The 18394-nt window shown below is 70.8% G+C and carries 21 protein-coding genes and 3 pseudogenes; 20 read left to right on the top strand and 4 right to left on the bottom strand.

Annotation, left to right across the window (positions count from 1 at the left end; translation table 11 throughout):
• Positions 1-630, bottom strand: coding sequence for a transaldolase family protein (locus ACZ7CF_RS36100; protein ID WP_360397157.1), 630 nt, complete (start codon positions 628-630; stop codon positions 1-3).
• Between the two features lie 267 nt (positions 631-897).
• Between ACZ7CF_RS36100 and hrcA the strand changes: the two genes are divergently transcribed.
• Genes hrcA through ACZ7CF_RS36070 form a run of 6 tightly spaced genes read left to right on the top strand, consistent with a single transcriptional unit; the run spans position 898 to position 5948 of the window.
• The gene (gene hrcA / locus ACZ7CF_RS36095) at positions 898-1920 is read left to right on the top strand and encodes a heat-inducible transcriptional repressor HrcA (RefSeq protein WP_360397158.1); all 1023 of its coding nucleotides are present in this window, start codon (positions 898-900) and stop codon (positions 1918-1920) included.
• 41 nt (positions 1921-1961) lie between these two features.
• Entirely contained in the window at positions 1962-3113 is a 1152-nt protein-coding gene (gene dnaJ / locus ACZ7CF_RS36090; protein ID WP_360397446.1) for a molecular chaperone DnaJ, read from the top strand.
• Complete coding sequence (locus tag ACZ7CF_RS36085; RefSeq protein ID WP_360397159.1) at positions 3110-3844, top strand: 16S rRNA (uracil(1498)-N(3))-methyltransferase; 735 nt, start codon at positions 3110-3112, stop codon at positions 3842-3844. Before dnaJ ends, ACZ7CF_RS36085 begins: the two co-directional genes overlap by 4 nt.
• Positions 3845-3872: 28 nt before the next feature.
• Entirely contained in the window at positions 3873-5009 is a 1137-nt protein-coding gene (locus ACZ7CF_RS36080; protein ID WP_470371879.1) for an alpha/beta hydrolase family protein, read from the top strand.
• A gap of 9 nt (positions 5010-5018) precedes the next feature.
• Positions 5019-5609: a TetR/AcrR family transcriptional regulator gene (locus ACZ7CF_RS36075; protein ID WP_360397161.1), complete on the top strand. Its 591-nt coding sequence runs from the start codon at positions 5019-5021 to the stop codon at positions 5607-5609.
• Positions 5610-5630: 21 nt separating this feature from the next.
• The gene (locus ACZ7CF_RS36070) at positions 5631-5948 is read left to right on the top strand and encodes an HIT domain-containing protein (protein WP_458433869.1); all 318 of its coding nucleotides are present in this window, start codon (positions 5631-5633) and stop codon (positions 5946-5948) included.
• A gap of 158 nt (positions 5949-6106) precedes the next feature.
• Here the strand turns inward: ACZ7CF_RS36070 and ACZ7CF_RS36065 are convergent, their stop codons facing one another.
• The gene (locus ACZ7CF_RS36065) at positions 6107-6898 is read right to left on the bottom strand and encodes a GNAT family N-acetyltransferase (RefSeq protein ID WP_470371878.1); all 792 of its coding nucleotides are present in this window, start codon (positions 6896-6898) and stop codon (positions 6107-6109) included.
• A 103-nt stretch (positions 6899-7001) separates the two neighbouring features.
• Here ACZ7CF_RS36065 and ACZ7CF_RS36060 point away from each other — a divergent pair.
• The 14 genes and pseudogenes from ACZ7CF_RS36060 to ACZ7CF_RS35995 all read left to right on the top strand — a co-directional run.
• Positions 7002-7694 (top strand): annotated as a pseudogene (locus ACZ7CF_RS36060) (PhoH family protein); the annotation flags it as partial.
• Positions 7683-8495, top strand: a pseudogene (locus ACZ7CF_RS36055) (LAGLIDADG family homing endonuclease); the annotation flags it as partial. The pseudogenes ACZ7CF_RS36060 and ACZ7CF_RS36055, both read left to right, overlap by 12 nt.
• 282 nt (positions 8496-8777) lie before the next feature.
• Positions 8778-9134, top strand: a pseudogene (locus tag ACZ7CF_RS36050) (PhoH family protein); the annotation flags it as partial.
• 5 nt (positions 9135-9139) lie between these two features.
• Positions 9140-9700, top strand: coding sequence for an rRNA maturation RNase YbeY (ybeY, locus tag ACZ7CF_RS36045; protein ID WP_360397165.1), 561 nt, complete (start codon positions 9140-9142; stop codon positions 9698-9700).
• Between the two features lie 21 nt (positions 9701-9721).
• On the top strand, positions 9722-11011 hold the full coding sequence (locus tag ACZ7CF_RS36040; protein ID WP_360397166.1) for a hemolysin family protein: 1290 nt from the start codon (positions 9722-9724) through the stop codon (positions 11009-11011).
• On the top strand, positions 11004-11354 hold the full coding sequence (locus ACZ7CF_RS36035) for a cytidine deaminase (protein ID WP_360397167.1): 351 nt from the start codon (positions 11004-11006) through the stop codon (positions 11352-11354). The genes ACZ7CF_RS36040 and ACZ7CF_RS36035 overlap by 8 nt, the downstream gene beginning before the upstream one ends.
• A 44-nt stretch (positions 11355-11398) precedes the next feature.
• Positions 11399-12295, top strand: coding sequence for a PLL family lectin (locus tag ACZ7CF_RS36030; RefSeq protein ID WP_360397168.1), 897 nt, complete (start codon positions 11399-11401; stop codon positions 12293-12295).
• A gap of 76 nt (positions 12296-12371) precedes the next feature.
• Positions 12372-13268 carry a GTPase Era gene (gene era / locus ACZ7CF_RS36025; RefSeq protein WP_360397169.1) on the top strand — a complete coding sequence of 299 codons (897 nt, stop codon included), beginning with the start codon at positions 12372-12374 and terminating at the stop codon, positions 13266-13268.
• Positions 13268-14020 (top strand): DNA repair protein RecO, encoded by a 753-nt coding sequence (gene recO, locus ACZ7CF_RS36020; RefSeq protein ID WP_360397170.1) that lies wholly within the window; start codon positions 13268-13270, stop codon positions 14018-14020. Before era ends, recO begins: the two co-directional genes overlap by 1 nt.
• Positions 14021-14068: 48 nt before the next feature.
• Positions 14069-14887: an isoprenyl transferase gene (locus ACZ7CF_RS36015; RefSeq protein WP_360397171.1), complete on the top strand. Its 819-nt coding sequence runs from the start codon at positions 14069-14071 to the stop codon at positions 14885-14887.
• Positions 14884-15282: a YbjN domain-containing protein gene (locus ACZ7CF_RS36010; protein ID WP_360397172.1), complete on the top strand. Its 399-nt coding sequence runs from the start codon at positions 14884-14886 to the stop codon at positions 15280-15282. The genes ACZ7CF_RS36015 and ACZ7CF_RS36010 overlap by 4 nt, the downstream gene beginning before the upstream one ends.
• Before the next feature lie 32 nt (positions 15283-15314).
• Positions 15315-15734 carry a hypothetical protein gene (locus ACZ7CF_RS36005; protein ID WP_458433863.1) on the top strand — a complete coding sequence of 140 codons (420 nt, stop codon included), beginning with the start codon at positions 15315-15317 and terminating at the stop codon, positions 15732-15734.
• Complete coding sequence (locus tag ACZ7CF_RS36000; RefSeq protein WP_458433862.1) at positions 15731-16741, top strand: permease; 1011 nt, start codon at positions 15731-15733, stop codon at positions 16739-16741. The genes ACZ7CF_RS36005 and ACZ7CF_RS36000 overlap by 4 nt, the downstream gene beginning before the upstream one ends.
• Positions 16738-17457, top strand: a complete 720-nt coding sequence (locus ACZ7CF_RS35995) for a TIGR03943 family putative permease subunit (protein WP_470371877.1) — start codon at positions 16738-16740, stop codon at positions 17455-17457. Before ACZ7CF_RS36000 ends, ACZ7CF_RS35995 begins: the two co-directional genes overlap by 4 nt.
• A gap of 190 nt (positions 17458-17647) precedes the next feature.
• Here ACZ7CF_RS35995 and ACZ7CF_RS35990 read toward each other — a convergent pair whose 3' ends face one another.
• Both ACZ7CF_RS35990 and ACZ7CF_RS35985 read right to left on the bottom strand, forming a co-directional pair.
• Complete coding sequence (locus ACZ7CF_RS35990) at positions 17648-18046, bottom strand: Fur family transcriptional regulator (protein WP_360397176.1); 399 nt, start codon at positions 18044-18046, stop codon at positions 17648-17650.
• Complete coding sequence (locus tag ACZ7CF_RS35985) at positions 18043-18393, bottom strand: ArsR/SmtB family transcription factor (protein ID WP_065913762.1); 351 nt, start codon at positions 18391-18393, stop codon at positions 18043-18045. Before ACZ7CF_RS35985 ends, ACZ7CF_RS35990 begins: the two co-directional genes overlap by 4 nt.
• Position 18394: the final 1 nt, after the last annotated feature.

Here is an 18394-nt window from a genome sequence, read left to right as displayed (position 1 = left end):
TCAGCCCCCGTACTCGCCGGCGAAGGCCTGCTCGGCCTCCAGCGCGGCGGGGTGGGCGAGGACCTGGGTGAGCACGCCCAGCGGCGCGGTGACCGCGTCCGCGCCGTCGGCGAACGCCTGGGTGAACTGCCCGGCGTTCTTCACCGACGCCGCGACGATGCGGGTGCTCCCGCGCCGCAGCGCGGCGAGCCGGTGGACGAGGTCGTTGCCGATGCGCGGGTCGCGCCACGCGCGGTCGACGTAGGGGATCACGCTCGCCGCGCCGATCGCCTCGGCGATGATCATGGCGTTGGGCGACTGGGCCGCGGTCAGCGAGACCGGCACGCCCTCGCGCACGAGCCGTTGAGCGAGGACGGCACCGCCGGGGGTCGCCGGCACCTTGAGCACGATGCGCTCCGGTGCGAGCTTCCACGCCTGCAGCGCCTCGTCGAGCAGGTCGCCGTGCGCGCCCGTCGGCTGGTAGTACACCTCGGGGAAGTCGGTCGCGGCCAGCAGCTCGGCCGCGTGCGTGAGCGGGTCGGAGGTGACCTGGCGCAGCAGCGTCGGGTTCGTCGTGACGCCGGTGACGAAGCCGAGCGCTGCCGCGGCGGACACGTCGTTCAGATCAGCGGAGTCCAGCAGGACAGTCATGTGGATCGAAGCCCCCGTGTCGTCGGCAGGTGACTTCGAAGCTACGAACGGGCAGGCCCCTCTCCGGCGGTTCACGGCGGACCTGCCGCCCAACTGCCGCTCCCGCTGCCGTCCTACTTCGACCCGATGTCCAATACATTGGATATCGGCGCCCGAGCCGGCCTGAGGCCTGGTTGAGCCCGGTCACAGCAGCTTCACGGACGTGGCACCCCGCAGGAAACCGGCTGGGTAAACTCGGGAGCAGTGGGACACGGGAGGTGAACAGCGGTGAACTCCGATGAGCGTCGGTTCGAGGTGCTGCGCGCCATCGTCGCCGACTACGTGTCCAACCAGGAGCCCGTCGGGTCGAAGGCCCTGGTCGAGCGGCACAACCTGGGTGTGTCGAGCGCGACCGTGCGCAACGACATGGCCGCGCTGGAGGACGAGGGCCTGATCGCCCAGCCGCACACCAGCGCGGGCCGCGTGCCGACGGACAAGGGCTACCGCCTCTTCGTCGACCGGCTGAGCGAGATCAAGCCGCTCTCGCAGGCCGAGCGGCGGGCCATCCGCAGCTTCCTCGACGGGGCGCTCGACCTCGACGACGTGATGCGCCGCAGCGTGCGGTTGCTCGCCCAGCTGACCAGGCAGGTCGCGGTGATCCAGGTGCCGACCCTGTCGCGTGCGGCCGTGCGGCACCTGGAGGTGCTGCCCATCACACCGGCGCGGCTCATGCTGGTGCTGATCACCGACACCGGCCGCGTCGACCAGCGGATCGTCGAGCTGGGCGACGTCGTCTCCGAACAGGACGTGGCCGACCTGCGCGCGTCGCTGAACCAGGCGATGGCGGGCAAGAAGCTGTCCGACGCGAGCGCCAAGGTCGCCGAGCTGCCCGACGAGATCCGCCAGGACCTGCGCGACCCGATGCTGCGCCTCGCGACGGTGCTGATCGAGACGCTCGTCGAGCACCCGGAGGAACGGCTCGTGCTCGGCGGCACCGCGAACCTCACCCGCAACGTCGCGGACTTCCCCGGCTCGCTGCGCCAGGTGCTGGAGGCGCTGGAGGAGCAGGTCGTGGTGCTGAAGCTCCTGGCCGCCTCGCGCGACCCCGGCCGTGTCATGGTGTACATCGGGGAGGAGAACGAGGCCGCCGAGATGCGCAGCACCTCAGTGGTGTCCATCGGGTACGGCAGCCGCGACAACCCGCTGGGCGGCTTGGGCGTCGTGGGACCGACGCGCATGGACTACCCGGGAACCATGGCGGCCGTCCGCGCGGTCGCCAACTACGTCGGTGAGATCCTGACCGGTCGTTGAACCAGGACTTGTGCTGAAAGATGAACACGAAAGCGAACAAGGTGGCCAGGGATTACTACGGCATCCTCGGTGTGGCGCAGAACGCGACACAGGATGAGATCAAGCGCGCCTACCGCAAGCTCGCAAGGCAGCTGCACCCGGACGTCAATCCCAACGAGGAGGCCCGCTTCAAGGAGGTGACGGCCGCCTACGAGGTGTTGTCGAACCCCGAGAAGCGCCGCGTCGTCGACCTCGGCGGCGACCCGCTCGACTCCGGTGGCGGACGCGGCGGCGGTGACCCGTTCGCGGGCTTCGGCCTCGGCGACATCATGGACGCGTTCTTCGGCGCCTCGGGCGGCGGTGGTGGTGGCCGCGGTCCGCGCAGCCGCGTGCAGCCGGGCTCGGACGCGCTGATCCGCCTCGACATGACGCTGGAGGAGTGCGCCTCCGGCGCCAGCCGCGAGCTGACCGTCGACACCGCGATCCTCTGCGACCGCTGCCACGGCGCCGGCACCGCCGGCGACTCCAAGCCGATCCGCTGCGACACCTGCAACGGCCGCGGCGAGGTCCAGTCCGTGCAGCGTTCGTTCCTCGGCCAGGTCGTCACGTCCCGCCCGTGCCCGGTCTGCCGCGGCTACGGTGAGGTCATCCCCGACCCGTGCCAGCAGTGCGCCGGCGACGGCCGCACCCGCTCGCGCCGCACCATCTCGGTCAACATCCCCGCGGGTGTCGCCGAGGGCATGCGCGTGCGCCTCGCGGGCCAGGGCGAGGTCGGCCCCGGCGGTGGCCCCGCGGGCGACCTGTACGTCGAGGTCGAGGAGCACCCGCACGAGATCTTCGAACGCGACGGCGCCGACCTGCACTGCGTCGTGCAGATCCCGATGACGACCGCCGCGCTCGGCGCCACGCTGCCGCTGAAGACGCTCGACGGCGAGGAGGAGCTGCAGATCGACCCCGGCACGCAGCCCAACACGCAGCTGGTGCTCACCGGCCGCGGCATGCCGAAGCTGCGCTCCACCGGCCGCGTCGACGGCCGCGGCGACCTGCACGTGCACCTCGACGTCGTCGTGCCGACCAAGCTCGACGCGGCCCAGTCCACGCTGCTGCGCGAACTGGCCGAGCTGCGCGGCGAGAGCGAACCGTCCCTGTCGCACAACGGCAAGGGCGGCGGCGGTCTGTTCTCCCGCCTGCGCTCCTCCCGCGGCAACCGGTGACCCTGCCGGTCTTCCTCGTCCCCGCGCTGCCCTCGGGTGAGTCGTTCGTGCTGGACGGCCCCGAGGGCCGGCACGCGGCGACGGTCAAACGGCTGCGCGCCGACGAGGAGCTCGTGCTGTCCGACGGCTCCGGCACCCAGGTCCGCTGCGTCGTCGTGGCGGTCCTGGACAAGGACGCCCTGTCGCTGCGCGTCGTCGAACGCTGGACCGAACCCGAACCGGCCCCCCGCGTCGTCCTCGCCCAGGCGCTCGTGAAGGGCGACCGCGGCGAGCTCGCCGTCGAACTGGCCACCGAGGCCGGCGTCGACGGCGTGCTGCCCTGGCGCGCCGCCCGGTGCGTCGCCAAGTGGGAGGACGGCCCGCGCGGCGCCAAAGCACTGGGCCGCTGGCGGTCCACGGTCCGCGAAGCGGCCAAGCAGGCCCGCCGCGCCCGCGTGCCGTTCGTCGACGAACCGGTCAGCACCGCGCAGCTGGCACAGCGCGTGTCGTCCTCGGCGCTGACGCTCGTGTTGCACGAGAGCGCCACCGACCGGCTCGCCGATGTCGCACTGCCCACCGCAGGGGACGTCCTGCTCGTCGTGGGTCCCGAAGGCGGGATCACCCTCGACGAACTCGACGCGTTGCGATCTTCGGGTGCACGAGTGGTCCGATTGGGCCCAACCGTTCTGCGTGCATCTACCGCCGCAGCCGTTGCTCTTGGTGCCATCGGGGTGCTCACCCCCCGCTGGTGACCCCGATCACTCCCGGGATGAACACCCGATGGATTGGCTTGACGAGAGTTGTAGCGAATCCCAGGCCCTCGGGGTTACCCTTGTCCACAGAGGGGATGATTGGTCTATCCGGAAACGGAGTAGACGATTAGGCCCTTCTGCCCAAAAGACTCGCCGGACACCTCCCCCCTCGGTCCGGCGTCGGCGCCTCGCGGCGAAGCGACCCCCAGGCTTCGGACCGCGGGGCGCCTCCTTATTTCTCCCGCCTCGCGCGCTCGGCGCTGCGCGCCTTCGCCGCTCGGCGAAAGAAGGGTGTTTTTGGGGGCCGAGCCCCCAAACCCCAGCCGGGCGGCTTCGCCCCCGGACCCCCGGACCAGGTGCCTGCTGCCCTCATCTGCTGCCCCTCCTCTGCCGTCCCTCCTCACCCTCACCTGCTCTTTTTGGGCCTTCCCACCTGCCCTTTCCGGCTCGTTTCCCTCTTCGCTGGCGGCAGCCTTACCGTCCTGGCGATTGGCGTAGGTTCGGGTGTGTGCAGCGGATTGCTTACGGTGACCACCCCAGTCAGTTCGGTGAGCTTTACGTTCCTGCAGGGACTGCGGAGGGTGCTGTTGTCGTCATCCACGGTGGTTTTTGGCATCAGCGGTACGGGCTCGAGTTGGGGCGGCCACTTGCCGATGTGCTCGTGCGGCGCGGATTCACCGTGTGGAACGTCGAATATCGGCGCGTCGGCGGTGGCGGTGGGTGGCCGGTAACCGGACAGGACGTGCTGGCCGCCATTGATGCCGTCGACATCGGGCCCGTCGTGACATTGGGGCACAGCGCCGGGGGACACCTCGCCGTGTGGGCCGCCAAGCACAGCGACCGGGTCGTCGGCGCGGTCGCACAGGCCGCGGTCCTCGACTTCACCCGGCACATCACCGCACGGGCGCTGGAGCTGTGCACCGAGGAGCAGTTCGCCGAGGCGTCACCGGCTGCGCTGGTGCCGATCGGCAAACCGGTGGTGTGCGTGCACGGCGACCGCGACGAGGACGTGCCCGTGGAGCAGAGCACCGGGTTCTGCGCCGTGGAGCCGCAGGCGGAGCTCGTCGTCGTCGAGGGCGCCGGGCACATGGACGTGATCACCCCCGGCACGGCGTCCTGGCAGCGGTGCGAGGAGGCGGTCGTCCGGCTGGCGCGCGGCTGCTAGAAAGGGCCGGTGCCGAAGGTTGTCGACCACGAGGAACGCCGCCGCGAGCTGGCCGAGGCCGTCTGGCGCATCGTGCGGCGCGACGGGATCGACCACGCCTCCGTGCGGGCCGTAGCGGCCGAGTCCGGGTGGTCCAGCGGGTCGCTGCGCCACTACTTCCCGACGCAGGACTCGCTGCTGGGCTTCGCGATGGAGCTCGCCTACCGGCGGTTCCTCGCCCGGTTCGAGCAGATCGACCCCGCGCTCGGCAACCGCGAGCGCGTGGCGGCGATCGCCCACGAGATGCTCGCGCTGGACGAGGACCGGCGGGTCGAGGCGGCGGTGCTGCTGTCGTTCCTGCCGCGCGCACTGGTGGAACCGTCGCTGCGCGAGCTGGAGCGCTACGGCACGCGCGAGCTGTACAACGAGGTCGCGCGCGTGTTCGCCGCCGCGGCGGAAGCAGGCGAGCTGCGCGCCGGCGTGGTGCCGTTGAAGGCGGCCCGGAGGTTCATCGCGCTGGTCGACGGGCTCAACGTCCACCACCAGCTCGGGCCCGACGAGCTCACCGCCGAGGAGATGACCGAGGCGGTCGACGACCAGCTGGCCGCCCTGTTCCGCTGAACCCCGCTAGCGTGTGAGCGCATGGCCTGTTTGTTCTGCAGCATCGTCCAAGGCGAGATCCCGGCGACCGTCGTGCACGAGACCGCGACGACGCTGGCGTTCCGCGACATCCACCCCAAGGCACCCGTGCACGTGCTGCTGATCCCGCGCGAGCACGTCCCGCACGCCGTGGCACTCGACCGCGACCAGCTCGGCGACCTCTTCGCCGCCGCGAAGGAGGTCGCCGAGGCCGAGGGCGTCGCGGAGAGCGGCTACCGGCTGCAGTTCAACACCGGGACCGACGGCGGGCAGGAGGTCTTCCACGCCCACCTGCACCTGCTCGGCGGCAAACGCCTCTGACGAGGGGCCTTCCACCCGGGTGGCCTCGCCCCACGACCTCAGACCGTGTGCTTGCTCGAGCTCGACGACCTTCGTGCCGAGGTCGTCGAGTTCGCGATATATCGGATATCGGTGTGGTCAGCTCGCCCGTGTACTGCGGTTCCCGTCGAGTTCCCGCGTCACCCGAGTGCGTGCGAGGCGGGGGCGAAGTAGCGCGACCGGTCACCCGGCACGTCGTCGGCACCGCACACCATCAACGTGCACCCGCCGCCACCCTGCTCGAACCCCCGTCCCCGCAGGAAGGCCGCCACCTCGGCGTCACCGGTGTCCACGCGGACCCGGCCCGCACCGGCGGCCACGTCCACGAGCATCGCGCACGCGACCTCGGCCGACGGCGCGATCAGCGGCCCCACGGTCTCCCCGGCCGGGTTCGGCCGCGTCGCGACGACGCCGTCCGCCGACATCAGCACCCGGTACGGCGACGCCGGGTCGAGCAGCCGCTCCCACAGCAACGGCCGCGTGAACCCGCTCACCTCCTCGTCCAGTGCGGCGAGCACGGGCAGGTCCGCGGGCGTCGCCGGCCGCGTCCTCCCGCTCGCGGGACCGGCGAGCTCGCCCTGGAGCTCGACCGTTGCCCCGACGGGGTGAAAGCCGAGCCGCGCGTACAGCGGCTCACCCATGGCCGTCGCGAACAGCACCGAAGGACTGATGTCCAATACATTGGTCATGAGCTGAGTGCCGATGCCCCTGCGTCCCGCCCACGAACCCACCAGCACACCGCTGATGGCCTGCATCTGCGGGTACGGCGTCGTCACCGCGGTGCCGAGCAACCCGGTCTCGTCGAACGCACCCCACGCCGGCCCCAGCGCGAGCATCAGCTCCCACTGCTCGGGCGTCCAGGCCCAACCCCGGTCCGTGATGAGCTTCATGCAGTCGGGTACGTCGGCGACGGTCAGCCTGCGGATCTCCACAACCGGTGAGCACACACGGTGAGCAATCCGGTAGCCACTCATTTTCGGCCGGACTAGCATCGTGGCCATCAGATCCGAGCGACAGGAAGCAGGCCGGGGCCTCGTGGCCGAAGAAACACAGCAGAGCAACAAGGAAGGTCAGTCCCGGTTCGCCGTGCCCGACGGTGCGGTGCTCAGCCTGCTGGGGTCGCGCGACGAGAACCTCCGCCTCGCCGAGGAACTGCTCGACGCCGACGTCCACGTGCGCGGGAACGAGATCACCCTCTCCGGCGCCCCCGCCGACGTCGCCTTCGCGGAACGCGTGTTCACCGAGCTCGTCACCCTCGCGAGCCGCGGTCAGGCCGTCGACACCAACACCGTCCGCCGCACCGTCGCCATGCTGAGCGCGAACACGGACGAGTCGCCCGCCGAGGTCCTGAGCCTCGACATCATCAGCCGCCGCGGCCGCACCATCCGGCCGAAGACGCTGAACCAGAAGCACTACGTCGACGCCATCGACAAGAACACGATCGTGTTCGGCATCGGCCCCGCGGGCACCGGCAAGACCTACCTCGCCATGGCCAAGGCCGTCCAGGCCCTGCAGGCCAAGCAGGTCAACCGCATCATCCTGACCCGCCCGGCCGTCGAGGCCGGCGAACGCCTCGGCTACCTGCCCGGCACCCTGTACGAGAAGATCGACCCGTACCTGCGCCCGCTCTACGACGCGCTGCACGACATGGTCGACCCGGAGTCGATCCCGCGCCTCACGCAGGCGGGCACGATCGAGGTCGCCCCCCTCGCCTACATGCGCGGCCGCGCCCAGCCGATCTTCACCCCGGTGCTGACCCCGGAGGGCTTCCGGCCGATCGGGTCGCTCCAGGTCGGTGACCTGGTCATCGGCTCGAACGGTGAGCCGACGCCGGTGCTGGGCGTCTACCCGCAGGGGGAGAAGGACGTCTACCGGGTCACGGCCCAGGACGGTTCGTCCACCCTCGCGTGCGGTGAGCACCTGTGGACGGTCCGCACGGCGTCCGACCGCCGCCGCGACAAGCCGTGGCGGGTGCTCCAGACGAAGGAGATGATCGGCAATCTCCGTGCCGCGCACGCACGCCGGTATGAGCTGCCGATGCTCAGTGCGCCGGTGTGCCTGCCGGAACGCGAAGTGCCGATGGACGCGTACGCGCTCGGCCTGCTCATCGGCGACGGGTGCCTCACGGGCGCGACGACGCCGGCGTTCTCGACGGCCGACCCGGCTCTCGCCCTCGCCCTCCAGGTGGCATTGGAACCCGAGGTCGCGGTGGTCCGGAAGAACCGGGTCGACTACACGCTCAAGCGCGTCCGGCAGCCCGGCGACGTGGTCACCATCGCGAACCCGGTGACGAAGGTCATGCGCGAGCTCGGGCTGAACGGCACGCGCTCGCACACCAAGTTCGTACCGGAGGTCTACCTCCACAACAGCGCGGACGTGCGGCTGGCCGTTCTGCAGGGCTTGCTCGACTCCGACGGCGGTCCGGTCACCCAGGCCGAACGGACCTGCCGCATCCAGTACGTGACCACCTCGCCCCGCCTGCGGGACGACGTGGTCGGTCTGGTGCGTTCACTGGGCGGTGTCGCCTACTGGCGGTGCCGTCCCGCAGCCGGCCGCAAGCCCGGCATGGCCAAGGGCCGTGAGGTCGGGTACCGCCACGACGCCTACGTCCTGGACATCCGGCTGCCCGCGGGCGTCGAGCCGTTCCGGCTCGAGCGCAAGCGGGAGAAGTACCACGCCGCCGGTGGCGGTGGGCGTCCGATGCGCTTCATCGACAGCATCGAGCCCGCCGGTCGCACCGAGACGGTCTGCATCCAGGTCGCGGCGCAGGACTCCCTGTACGTGACCGAGGACCACCTGCTCACCCACAACACGCTCAACGACGCGTTCATCATCCTCGACGAGGCGCAGAACACGACGCCCGAGCAGATGAAGATGTTCCTCACCCGCCTGGGCTTCGGCTCCAAGGTCGTCGTGACCGGTGACATCACCCAGGTCGACCTCCCCGGCGGCCAGCGCAGTGGTCTGAGGGTCGTCCAGGAGATCCTCGACGGCGTCGACGACGTGCACTTCTCCGTGCTGACCAGCCAGGACGTGGTGCGCCACCGCCTGGTCGGCGACATCGTCGACGCGTACGAGAAGTGGCAGGTCGACCAGGACGCGCTGGACCAGAACGGGCGGCACCAGGGACCCGGTGCACGGCGGGGGAACCAGCGGCGGGGACGATAGGCGCCGTGAGCATCGAGATCGCCAACGAGTCGGGCGTCGGGGTCGACGAGGGTTCCATCGTCTCCGCCGCCCGCTTCGCGCTGGACCGCATGGGCGTGAGCCCGCTGGCCGAGCTGTCCGTCCTGCTCGTCGAGCTGGACGTCATGGCCGACCTGCACGAGCGCTGGATGGACCTGCCCGGTCCCACGGACGTCATGGCCTTCCCCATGGACGAGCTGGACTCGGCCCGCAGGCCCGACGCGGCGGGGCTCGGTCCCGCGCTGCTCGGGGACATCGTGCTGTGCCCGGCGTTCGCCAAGGACCAGGCCAAGAAGGCGGGCCACGGCCTGCTGGACGAGCTGCACCTGCTGACCGTGCACGGCGTGCTGCACCTGCTCGGCTACGACCACGCCGAGCCGGCCGAGGAACGTGAGATGTTCACGTTGCAGAACCGCATCCTCGCGGACTTCCGCGCGGCGCGGGACGAGGCCGAGCGGGCCGCGCACCAGCGCAGTGCGGATGACAAGGTGCTCGGCGCCGTCGGTCTCGACGAGCAGAAGCCGCTGCAGCACCCCGAAGAAGACTGATCGCGCCAAGAGAGACTGAGAATGAGCGAGAGCCCTGCCGGTCTCCTGCTGCTGGCCGTCGTCCTCGTGCTCGCCGCGGGCCTGTTCGCGTGCGCTGACGCCGCGCTGGGCACCGTGTCGAGTGCGCGGGTGGAAGCACTGCAACGGCAGGGCCGGTGGGGGACCGGCCAGCTGTTGCAGGTGCTCAACGACCGGCCGCGGCACGTCAACCTGTTGCTGCTGCTGCGGCTGTTCTGCGAGCTGTCCGCGACGGTGCTGGTCACGGGCGTGTTCCTGCAGTACGTCGAGGAGGACTGGCTCGCGGCGCTGTACTCGTGCCTGAGCATGCTGGTCGTGTCGTACGTGCTGGTGGGTGTCGGGCCGCGCACGATCGGCCGTCAGCACCCGTACGGCGTGAGCTTGGCCGCGGCGGGCACGGTCCGCCAGCTCGGCCGGGTGCTGGGGCCGTTGTCGAAGCTGCTGATCCTGATCGGCAACGCGATCACGCCGGGCAAGGGGTTCCGCGAGGGCCCGTTCTCCTCCGAGGTGGAGCTGCGCGAGCTCGTCGACATGGCGCAGGAGCGCGGTGTGGTCGACGAGGGCGAGCGGGAGATGATCCACTCGGTGTTCGAGCTGGGTGACACGATCGCCCGCGAGATCATGGTGCCGCGCACCGAGATCGTGTGGATCGAGCAGGCCAAGTCGCTGCGGCAGGCGCTCGCGCTGTCGTTGCGCACCGGCTACACCCGCGTGCCGGTGATCGGGGAGAGCGTCGACGACATCCTGGGCGTGGTGAACCTCAAGGACCTGATGCGGGCGACGCTCGCGGAGGACGAGAACCCCGAGCACGTCGCCGAGCTGATGCGGCCGGTGAGCTTCATCCCGGACACGAAGCCGATCGCGGACCTGCTGCGGGAGATGCAGCTGTCGCGGCGGCACATGGCGATCGTGGTCGACGAGTACGGCGGCACGGCGGGGCTGCTGACGATCGAGGACATCCTCGAGGAGATCGTCGGCGAGATCACCGACGAGTCCGACACCGACGACCGCCCGCCGGTGGAGCACCTGCCCGACGGGACGGTGCGGGTGAGCGCGCGGCTGCCGGTCGACGACCTGGACGCGTTGTTCGGCACCGAGCTCGACGACCACGAGGTGGAGACCGTCGGCGGCCTGCTCGCGCAGCGCCTGGGCCGGGTGCCGCTGCCCGGCACGGAGGCGGAGATCGCCGGTCTGCGCATGCGGGCGGAGGGCGGCAAGGACGAACGCGGCCGCATCAGGGTCACCACGGTGCTGGTGCGCCCGCTGCCCAACCAGGAGGAGAAGGATGACTGACGCCGGTGTCGACGGCCTGGGTGCCGAGGACGCGAAGCTCGTCACGCTCGCGCGGTCGGTGCGTGCGCGCAACGGTGCGGCGGAGGGTGCCGCGGTCCGCGACCTGGACGGGCGCACCTACAACGCGTCCACGGTGTCGTTGCCGTCGTTGCGGCTCACCGCTCTGCAGGCGGCCGTCGCGGCTGCGGTGTCGAGCGGTGCGGAGGGCTTGGAGGCGGCGGTCGTGGTGACCGACGCGGGCGGTCTGGACGAGGCGTCCGTGGCGGCGGTGCGGGATCTCGCGGCAACTGCGCCGGTTTTTCGTGCAACTTCGGCCGGAGAGGTCGCGGACGTGGTGCGCTGACCCCGTGGGCGGGGGAGCCCGCCTGGTACGAGGGGGAAGTGCGGATGAGACGTTTGACCGCTTTGTTCAGCGTGCTCGCGATCGCCGCGGGCACGCTGTTCCTGTCCGGGCCGGTGGCGCACGCGGCCTGGAGCGACTGGACCGGGCACGGCGGGCAGGTGTACGGCACGCCCGCCGTCACGACGTGGGGTCCCGGCCGGCTCGACGTGTTCGCCGTGGGCACCGACTACGCGTTGCGGCACCGGGTGTACGAGAACGGCCGTTGGCACGACTGGGAGTCGCTCGGCGGCTACCTCACGACCTCGCCGTCCGCGGTGGCGTGGGGTCCCGGCCGCATCGACGTGGTGGCCGGTGACGCCGCGGGCGGGGTGCAGCGGCTGGTCTACGACGGCGTGTGGCGCCCGTGGGAGACGCTCGACACCGGCACGTACCGCTACGGCGCGGCGATCTCGTCGCGCGGTCCCGGCCGGCTCGACCTGTTCACCGTCGGCCGCGGCGGCGCCGGGGACACCGGTCTGCACGTGAAGAGCTTCGCCGACGGCACCTGGTCGGGCTGGACCGCGCTGGGCGGCGACCTGGCCTCGACGCCAGCGGCGGTGTCGTGGGACGCGAACCGGGTCGACGTGTTCGCCAAGGGCGCCGACAGCTCGCTGCACCACACGTGGGCCGACAACGGCGTGTGGGGGTCGTGGGAGTCGCTGGGCGGGGGCATCGACCAGGCACCGGGTGTCGCGTCGTGGGCGCCCGGCCGGCTCGACGTGTTCGCCCGCGGCACGGACAACTCGCTCTACCACAAGGCGTTCGACACGGTCTGGCACGCGTGGGAGTGGCACGGCGGGGTGCTGTCGTCCGGTGCCGCCGCGGTGTCGTGGGGCCCGAACCGCATCGACGCCTTCGTGACCGGCAACGACAGCGCGGTGCACCAGAAGGCCTGGTCCTGACGGTCGTGTGCGGCGTGGAATAGCAGATCCCGGGACCGGCGACAACCCCGTTGCCGGTCCCAGGGACAATGGCGGGATGGATGGTTACCGCTCCGGGTTCGCGTGCTTCGTCGGCCGCCCGAACGCAGGGAAGTCGACGCTGACGAACGCGCTGGTGGGCACGAAGGTCGCCATCACGTCGAGCAAGCCGCAGACGACCCGGCACACGATCCGCGGCATCGTGCACCGCGAGGACGGCCAGCTGGTGCTGGTGGACACGCCGGGGCTGCACCGGCCGCGCACGTTGCTGGGTCAGCGCCTGAACGACCTGGTGCGCGAGACGTGGTCGGAGGTCGACGTGGTCGGCTTCTGCGTGCCGGCCGACCAGAAGGTCGGGCCGGGCGACAAGTTCATCGCCGCCGAGCTGGAGAAGGTCGCGAAGCGCACGCCGGTGGTCGGCATCGTCACCAAGACCGACCTGGTGTCGCAGCAGCAGGTGGTGGAGCAGCTGCTCGCGTTGCAGAAGGTCATGGAGTTCGCCGAGATCATCCCGGTGTCGGCGGTCGACGGCTTCCAGGTCGACAAGCTCGGTGACCTGCTGCTGGGCAAGCTGCCGGAGGGCCCGCCGCTGTACCCGGACGGCGACCTGACCGACGAGCCGGAGCAGACGCTGGTCGGCGAGCTGATCCGCGAGGCCGCGCTGGAGGGCGTGCGCGACGAGCTGCCGCACTCCATCGCCGTGGTGGTCGAGGAGATGCTGCCGCGCGAGGGCCGCGACGACCTGATCGACATCCACGCGTTCGTGTTCGTGGAGCGGCCGTCGCAGAAGGCGATCATCCTGGGGCACCGGGGTGAGCGGCTCAAGCAGGTCGGCACGGCCGCGCGCAAGCAGATCGAGGCGCTGCTGGGCACCCGCGTGTACCTGGACCTGCACATCAAGATCGCCAAGGACTGGCAGCGCGACCCGAAGCAGTTGCGCCGCCTGGGCTTCTGATGGCGAACCTGTACCGCGACACCGGGATCGTGCTGCGCGTGCAGAAGCTCGGTGAAGCGGACCGGATCATCACCTTCCTGACCCAGCGGCACGGCAAGCTGCGCGCCGTGGCCAAGGGCGTGCGCCGCACGACGTCGAAGTTCGGCGCGCGGCTGGAGCCGTTCTGCCACGTCGACGCGCAGTTCCACCCCGGCCGTTCGCTCGACATCGTCACGCAGGTGCAGACGCTCGACGCGTTCGGCGTGGGCATCGTGGACGACTACCAGCGCTACACGGCCGCGTGCGCGGTGCTGGAGACCGCCGACCGGCTCACCGCCGAAGAGGGCGAACCGGCCGTGCGGCTGTACCTGCTGGTCGCGGGCGCGCTGCGGGCGTTGGCGGCGGCTGAGCGCGATCCGTCGCTGGTCCTGGACGCGTTCCTGATGCGGGCGATGTCGTTCGCCGGGTGGGCGCCCGCGGTCAACGAGTGCGCGAAGTGCGGTGACCCCGGTCCGCACCGCGCGTTCAGCGTCCAGGCCGGTGGGTCGGTGTGCCCGAACTGCCGCCCGCCGGGGTCCGCGTCGCCGTCGAGCGACACGCTGTCGTTGCTGTCCGCGTTGCTGCACGGGCAGTGGGACGTGGTCGACGGGATTCCGCACCTGGCCCGCCGTGACGCGAGTGGGCTGGTCGCGGCGCACCTGCAGTGGCACCTGGAGCGGCAGCTGCGGTCGTTGCCGTTGGTCGAGCGCAAGGCCCGTGCCGACGAAGGCTAATGTGGCGCCTACCGACAACGGTTTTCGCCCGAGAGGATGCCTGGTCCAATGCTGCGTCGACGTCGTGCCGAGGCTGAGAAGCGCGTGCCGCGCCCGCCGGAGCCGCACCCGTCCGGCGCTGTGCCCCCGGCGATCCCGGCCGAGTTCGTGCCCAAGCACATCGCGATCGTCATGGACGGCAACGGCCGCTGGGCCAACCAGCGCGGCCTGTCCAGGGTCGAGGGCCACAAGCGCGGTGAGCAGGTCGTCGTCGAGGTCGCCAAGGGCGCGATCGAGATGGGTGTGAAGTGGCTGTCGTTGTACGCCTTCTCCACGGAGAACTGGCGCCGCAGCCCGGAAGAGGTCCGCTTCCTGATGGGCTTCTCCCGCGACGTGATCCACCACCGCACCGACGAGCTCGACGAGCTGGGCGTGCGGGTGCGCTGGGCGGGACGCCGGCCGCGGTTGTGGCGCAGCGTCATCAAGGAGCTGGAGGTCGCGGAGGAGCGCACCCGCGACAACGACCGGCTGAACCTCGCGATGTGCATCAACTACGGCGGCCGCGCCGAGATCGGTGACGCCGCCCGCGAGATCGCGCGGCTGGTCGCCGCCGGGCAGCTCAACCCGGAGAAGGTCGACGAGAAGACCCTCGCCCGCTACCTGTACCAGCCCGAGATGCCGGACGTGGACCTGTTCATCCGGCCGTCCGGCGAGCAGCGCACCTCGAACTTCATGCTCTGGCAGTCCGCGTACGCCGAGCTGGTGTTCCAGGACATCCTCTGGCCCGACTTCGACCGCCGCGACCTGTGGCGCGCCTGCGAGAAGTTCGCCGAGCGCGACCGGCGCTTCGGTGGTGCGGTCGACAAGCCCGACTCGGAGGTCTCGTGAACGCGACAGGTGACGCCCTGGAGTCCGCCCGCAAGGCGCTGGAGCTGTTCCACGACGTCGCGGTCGACGACGACGGCGCGCTCAGCTTCCGTCACGGCGACGTGCCGTGCGCGGTGCAGGGCATGGAGCTGGCCGACGGCCTGACCGTTCTCTCGCTGACGTGCGTCGTCGCGTGGGACCTGCCGGCCGACGCCGCCGTCTGGGTGGCGGAACGCGCTGGTCAGGGTCTCTTCGGCACGCTCGGTGTGATCGCGTCCCAGCGCGGTGTCGACGTGATGCTGCGGTACGCGTTCCCGGCGGACGGGCTCAAGCCCGAGCCGCTGAGCACGCTGCTCATGCTCGTCGTCTCGACCGCGTCGCAGGTGCGCGGCGAGCTGCTGTCCCGCTTCTCCTAGCTTTTCAGAAAGGAACCCCTTCCATGGGTGGCGTGATCATTTACGAGCCGGAAGAGGACTCCGAGGTCAACGAGTTCCCGTGGACGGTGACGTTCGAGCCGTCCGGCGGGGAGGAGTGGGACTCCTTCATCTGCGGGCCCTACGAGCGCGACCACGCGGTGGCGCTGGCCGAGGCCGTGGCGCTCGACGACACCGAGGGCGGCGTGCTGGCCGTCGTCGCACCGATGCTGCCGGCGCTGAGCGCGGCCGACGTCATCGCGACGATCGAGGACCTGCGTGAAGCCGCGGCCGAGGAGGACGAGGCCGAGGACGACACCGTCAACGGCACCGCGGTCGACTTCGACGACGAGGAGCTCGTCGAGGAGGAGGCCGAGTTCGCGGAGCCGCCCTCGCCCGAGGAGGTCCGCGCGGGCATGGAGCGCACCTACCGCAGGCTGCTGGACGCGGAATGACGATCACCGGCGAGATCCGCTCGCCGAAGCGCCGCTCCGGCCCGCCTCGGCTGAAGATCACGTCGTTGGAGGTGCTGTGCGGGGTGCTCGTCCTCGCACTGCTCTTCCAGTCCCGGCTCGTCGACCTGCTCGACGTGCCGAAGCTGCGCACCGCCTCGACGGTGTTCGTCGCCATCTGCGTGCAGGCCATGCCGTTCCTGGTGCTGGGCGTGCTGATCTCGGGCGCGATCGCGGCGTTCGTCCCGGCCTCGGTGCTGCGCAGGGCGCTGCCGTCGAAGACGGCGCTGGCGGTCCCGGTCGCGGGTGTCGCGGGCGTGGCGCTGCCGGGCTGCGAGTGCGCGTCGGTGCCGGTGGCGCGGCGGCTCATGCAGCAGGGCGTGGCACCCGCGGTGGCGCTGACGTTCCTGCTCGCGGCCCCCGCCGTGAACCCGATCGTGCTGGTCTCGACGGCGGTGGCGTTCAACGACACCCCGATGATGGTCGTCGCGCGGTTCGCCGGCTCGCTGCTCACGGCGATGGTCATGGGCTGGCTGTGGGTCCGCTTCGGCAAGGCCGAGTGGATCGCGGAGCGGGCGCTGGCCCGTATGAAGGACAACACCGGCGCCAACAGGTGGACCGTTTTCGCCGAGAGCGCGCGGCACGACCTGGTCGACGCCGGCGGGTTCCTCGTGCTCGGCGGCCTGTTCGCGGCGGCGTTCAAGACGTTCGTGCCGGTGGCCTGGATGGAGACCATCGGCGGCCAGATCGTGCTGGGCGTGCTGGTCATGGCAGTCCTGGCGGTCGTGCTGGCGCTGTGCTCGGAGGCCGACGCGTTCGTGGCCGTCGCGTTCTCCGCGCTGCCGCTGCTGCCGCGCCTGGTGTTCCTGGTCGTCGGCCCCGCCGTCGACGTGAAGCTGATCGCCCTGCAGGCGGGTGCGTTCGGCAGGTCCTTCGCCTTCCGCTTCGCACCCGCTACCTTCGTGGTGGCGATCTTGTGCGCGGTCCTGACCGGGGTGGTGCTGCTGTGAGGCGGGAAACCCAGAACATCCTGCTGGTCCTGCTCGGCGGTGCGCTGCTGAAGATCAGCTTCTCGGGCCTGTACCTGCGCTACGTGAAGCCGGGCCTGCTGCCCCTGCTGATCGCGGGCGGCGTGATCATGATCGGCCTGGCGCTGTTCGCGATCGTCCGCGACATCCGCGCGGCCAGGCCGGTCGAGGCCGCGGACCACGACCACGCCGAACACGGTCACGAGCACTCGTCGCGTTCGACGTGGCTGTTGCTGCTGCCGGTGCTCGCCGTGTTCCTGATCTCGCCTCCCGCGCTGGGCGGTGACGTCGTGGGCTCTGCCGCCGACACCAACCAGACGCAGCGCGCCCGCAACCTGCTCGGCGAGCTGCCCTCCGGTGACGTCATCCCGCTGTCGATGACCGAGTTCATCACCCGCACGGCGTGGGACGAGTCCGGCACGCTCGACGGCCGCAAGGTCAAGCTCACCGGCTTCCTGACCCGCGCGGAGGGCTCGACGTACGTGGCCCGCATCGCGATCTCGTGCTGCGCCGCCGACGCCCGCCCGCTCAAGGTGAAGCTGCTCGGCGACGTGCCGGCGCTGCCCGACGAGCAGTGGGTCGAGGTGACCGGCCGGGTGGTGCCGAAGTCGGCGTCGGAGCAGACGTCGTGGGTGCCGAGCTTCACCGTGGAGTCGTCCGACCCGATCGCCGAGCCAGCCGAGCCCTACGAGTCCTGACCGTCCGTTCCCGCGTGCACGCGGGGACCCTTCGTACCCCACAACGGTACGAAAGCTCCCCGCGTGCACTAAGCCGGTGGGCGAGTCGGCCGAGCCCTACGAGAGCTGAGCGGCCGTTCCCGAGTGCACGCGGGGACCTTTCGTACCCCACAACGGTACGAAAGGTCCCCGCGTGCACTGGGCCGGTGGGCTACTTGAGGCCCTTGGCGGTGCACTCCGCGCACGTTCCGAAGATCTCGACGGTGTGCGAGACCTCCGAGAAGCCGTTCTCCGCCGCCACCCGGTCCGCCCACTTCTCGACCGCGGGGCCCTCGACCTCGACGGTGCGGCCGCAGTGGCGGCACACCAGGTGATGGTGGTGGTGGGCGGAGCAGCGGCGGTAGATGGCCTCGCCGGTGTCCGTGCGCAGCACGTCGACCTGGCCCGCGTCGGCCAGCGACTGCAGGGTGCGGTAGACCGTGGTCAGGCCGATGCCCTCGCCGCGACGGCGGAGCTCCTCGTGCAGTTCCTGGGCGCTGCGGAAGTCGTCGAGCTGGTCGAGCAGGTTCGAGACGGCCGTGCGCTGCTTGGTGGACCTGAGTCCGGTCACAACTTCTCCTCGACGTGCGTCACAGCGTCTACCACTATGTGCGCCAGGTGTTCGTCCACGAGCCGATAGACGACCTCGCGGCCATGCCGTTCGCCGTGCACTACGCCCGCTGACTTGAGCACGCGCAGGTGCTGGCTGATGAGCGGCTGCGCGACGCCCAGCGCCTCGACCAGCTCGTGCACGCAACGGTCGTGTTCCTGCAGTTGGAGCACGATGGCGATGCGCACGGGAGCGGCGAGTGCGCGGAGCAGGTCGCCGGCCGCGGCCAGGGTCTGCGCGGAGCGCGGTGGCAGCGGTGCGGGGGCCGCGCGTTCGGGGGAGTGCTCGCCGTGCAGCTGGACGGTCATG

The sequence above is a fragment of the Lentzea sp. NPDC036955 genome (genome assembly GCF_055608005.1).
This window is presented reverse-complemented; position numbering and strand designations above follow the sequence as displayed.

Bases quoted from the DNA above. Each gene is read 5' to 3' on its own strand.
- ACZ7CF_RS36100 (WP_360397157.1), bottom strand. From the start codon at position 630: ATGACTGTCCTGCTGGACTCCGCTGATCTGAACGACGTGTCCGCCGCG.
- ACZ7CF_RS36080 (WP_470371879.1), top strand. From the start codon at position 3,873: ATGGATTGGCTTGACGAGAGTTGTAGCGAATCCCAGGCCCTCGGGGTT.
- ACZ7CF_RS36070 (WP_458433869.1), top strand. From the start codon at position 5,631: ATGGCCTGTTTGTTCTGCAGCATCGTCCAAGGCGAGATCCCGGCGACC.
- ACZ7CF_RS36040 (WP_360397166.1), top strand. From the start codon at position 9,722: ATGAGCGAGAGCCCTGCCGGTCTCCTGCTGCTGGCCGTCGTCCTCGTG.
- ACZ7CF_RS36035 (WP_360397167.1), top strand. From the start codon at position 11,004: ATGACTGACGCCGGTGTCGACGGCCTGGGTGCCGAGGACGCGAAGCTC.
- ACZ7CF_RS36030 (WP_360397168.1), top strand. From the start codon at position 11,399: ATGAGACGTTTGACCGCTTTGTTCAGCGTGCTCGCGATCGCCGCGGGC.
- era (WP_360397169.1), top strand. From the start codon at position 12,372: ATGGATGGTTACCGCTCCGGGTTCGCGTGCTTCGTCGGCCGCCCGAAC.
- recO (WP_360397170.1), top strand. From the start codon at position 13,268: ATGGCGAACCTGTACCGCGACACCGGGATCGTGCTGCGCGTGCAGAAG.
- ACZ7CF_RS36015 (WP_360397171.1), top strand. From the start codon at position 14,069: ATGCTGCGTCGACGTCGTGCCGAGGCTGAGAAGCGCGTGCCGCGCCCG.
- ACZ7CF_RS36000 (WP_458433862.1), top strand. From the start codon at position 15,731: ATGACGATCACCGGCGAGATCCGCTCGCCGAAGCGCCGCTCCGGCCCG.
- ACZ7CF_RS35985 (WP_065913762.1), bottom strand. From the start codon at position 18,393: ATGACCGTCCAGCTGCACGGCGAGCACTCCCCCGAACGCGCGGCCCCC.